This is a genomic window from Skermanella sp., from assembly GCF_059503625.1.
Genome location: NZ_JCACHA010000329.1, coordinates 1 through 2,806, shown reverse-complemented (window position 1 = coordinate 2,806; position 2,806 = coordinate 1). Strand labels below are relative to the sequence as shown.

General features: G+C 64.8%; 2 protein-coding genes. One reads left to right on the top strand and one right to left on the bottom strand.

Features of this window, described 5'->3' with window-relative positions; translation table 11 throughout:
- Positions 1 to 208 (bottom strand): diacylglycerol/lipid kinase family protein (locus tag AC5JJ6_RS07450; RefSeq protein WP_496041428.1); only part of this gene is annotated, 208 nt, incomplete at its 3' end.
- A gap of 291 nt (positions 209 to 499) precedes the next feature.
- Here AC5JJ6_RS07450 and AC5JJ6_RS07445 point away from each other — a divergent pair.
- On the top strand, positions 500 to 2,806 hold a 2,307-nt coding region (locus AC5JJ6_RS07445), incomplete at its 3' end, for an SNF2-related protein (protein ID WP_496041427.1).

Here is a 2,806-nt window from a genome sequence, read left to right as displayed (position 1 = left end):
TCCCGAGCGAGCGTGCGATGTTGTTGGCGGTGCCCTGCGGCAGGACGACAACCGGTATGCCACGACCCGGCATCTGGGTGAGGACAGATGTCACGGTACCGTCACCCCCCACCGCGACAACAACATCGGTAGGTTTCCGAAGCGCATCTGTAAGGCTTTCTTCCGAGATCAGGCAGCAGGTTGGATCGATACCCTCCCGGCGGAACATCGCCAGCAGCTCATCCTGAGATGGTCCATCATTGCCGGCGGAGGGGCTGCAGACTAGAAGTGCGCGCATGGGTCTGTCCTAAGCGGAGGATCATGATTTTCAAGCTGGCCGCAGCTTATGACCGTTGCAGACCCAGCATATCCATGGTGCAGGATGGCGCGATCGTAACTATTTGGATTCACCACGGGCCCAGGTTTCCAGTTGGCGGATTCGCTCAAGCCATCTCCAATGTAGAAAGGAGATGAGCTAGGTGAAGCGACTACCTCGAACGCATCAATGAGGACTGGTTATTTGACACTCGACACGTCCCGCACAACAGGGAAGCTGCTCTACACGCTCGCCGATGTTCAGCGCGTCTTTTCGACCGGCGAAATCGCGAAGGGACAAGCCTACTTTCGCGATGGTCGGGTCCTCGCTGTTGAACTCGGGGCGAACGGTACGGTCCTCAGAGGCCAGGTTCAGGGAACCCTCCGGCGACCGTACACGGCAACTGTTCACATCCACCCACAAGGCGGGTCTGGGCGCTCGCGATACGGAACCGGCACCCTGTTGGCCGGATCCTGCTCCTGTCCGGTCGGCTACAACTGCAAGCACACTGTTGCCCTGCTCCTGGCAGCCCTGGCGCAGTACCAGGCGTCACCCGCCAAGCGTGAGAACCCCGAGGCTCCTCTTGCAGCGTGGCTGACCACGCTGGATCAGGCAGCTGCAACCCCGGAGCAGGACGCTTATCCGGACACGGTGCGGCGCCGGGTGCTGTATGTGCTGACTGTTGAGCCAGTGGAGAAGTACGGCACCTGCTTGACGGTCGAGGCCATGTCCGTCCAGCTGCTCAGGAACGGCGGCCTGAGTTCCAAAGCCTCGACCCTGACCGCCGGCAGCGTGGTGAATACCGGCTTTCAACCCGCCTATCTGCAGCAGAGCGACCTGTTCATTCTGCGCTCCCTATGGGCGCAGTACGGTTCGTATTTCCCGGACAGCACCTACCCGCTCGCAGGTGACACCGGGCAAGCCCTGCTGGAGCGCATCCTGCGCACCGGGAGAGGACGCTGGCAGCGGGCCGATGGTCTGGGCCTGGTTCCAGGGCCCCCTCGGTCCGGCCAGCCAACCTGGATCACCGACAGTGACGGCACGCAACGCCTGACCTTCGCGCTGAACGAAGGGGCGGATGTCACGCTGCCGCTGGCTCCTCCCTGGTACCTTGACACCCTGACCGGTGCCTGCGGGCCAATCGAAACCGATCTTTCCCCGCGTCTGGCGGCGGCCCTGGTCAGCGCGCCGCCGGTGCCTCCGGGCCAGGCCGACTGGGTGCGCCGTGAGCTGGCTCGCCGCCTGCCGGACCGACCGGCCTTGCAGCCGGCCGCTTTTGGCGAAACCGTGGTCATGGACGTCGAGCCCGTGCCCTGCCTGCACATAGGCTTTCGGCAGCTGGACGAAGATATGGATTATGCCTCGTCCCTGTATGACCCGGATGACATCGAGGCCGAGGATCTCTATGGCGACGAGCCCTGGTCCGTGGGCGCACCGGTGGCACGGCTGGGATTTGACTACGACGGGACCCTTGTTGATCTGGATGATCGACGTGATGAACTGACGGCGGTGGAGGACGGACAGCTGGTGGTCATCCCGCGCCGGCGTGACGATGAGACAGCGGCAGTCGAGCGTCTTGGTGCCTGCGGTTTCCGGCCGGTGGACAGCATCACCATCGACGGTATGTCCGTGGGCGAGCCGGGCGATCTGGTGCTGGTTCCGGAGACCGAGGATCTCCACTGGCTGGCCGGACCGCTGGGACCGATACTGAACTTCCTCCACCATGAAGCTCCGCTCCTCCGGGCTGAAGGCTGGCGCGTCATCATTGACGAAGATTTCCCGCTGCGCCTGGCTGAACCGGAGGAAGACTGGATCGCCGAGATCGCGGAGGGTGGATCCGGCATCGACTGGTTTGGCCTGTCGCTGGGCATCACCGTGGCGGGCGAGCGGATCGATCTGGTGCCGGTTCTGCTGCCGCTTCTGCGGGCCCTGCCCGAGGATGGCGACCTCAGCCTGCTCGACGACCTGGGCGAGGCCGGACAGACCCTGTTCGCGCCGCTGGCGGATGGCCGCGTGCTGCCGCTGCCGGTTGATCGCGTCCGCCCGCTGCTGACGGCTCTATACGATCTTTATCGCGTCGGCGGCCTTGACGAGGAGGGTAAGATCCGTCTGTCAGCGGCGCGCCTGGCGGAGCTGGCGGAGCTGGAAGCGGCCTCGGCCGCCACCAGGCTTCGCTGGCTTGGCGGCTCGCGCCTGCTCGAGATCGGCCGGAAGCTGCGCGGGATCGGCGAAATCGCTCCGGTTCCGCCGCCGAATGGCCTGAAGGCCGAGCTGCGCCCTTATCAGCAGCAGGGCCTGAACTGGCTGCAGTTCCTGCGCGAGGTCGAGCTCGGCGGGATCCTGGCCGACGACATGGGATTGGGCAAGACGGTGCAGGCTCTGGCGCATGTTCTTGCTGAAAAGGAGGCCGGACGGCTGGACCGGCCGTGCCTGGTGGTGGCGCCAACCAGTCTGATGGCAAACTGGCGGCGGGAGTCGGCACGGTTCGCCCCAGGCCTGTCGGTGCTGACG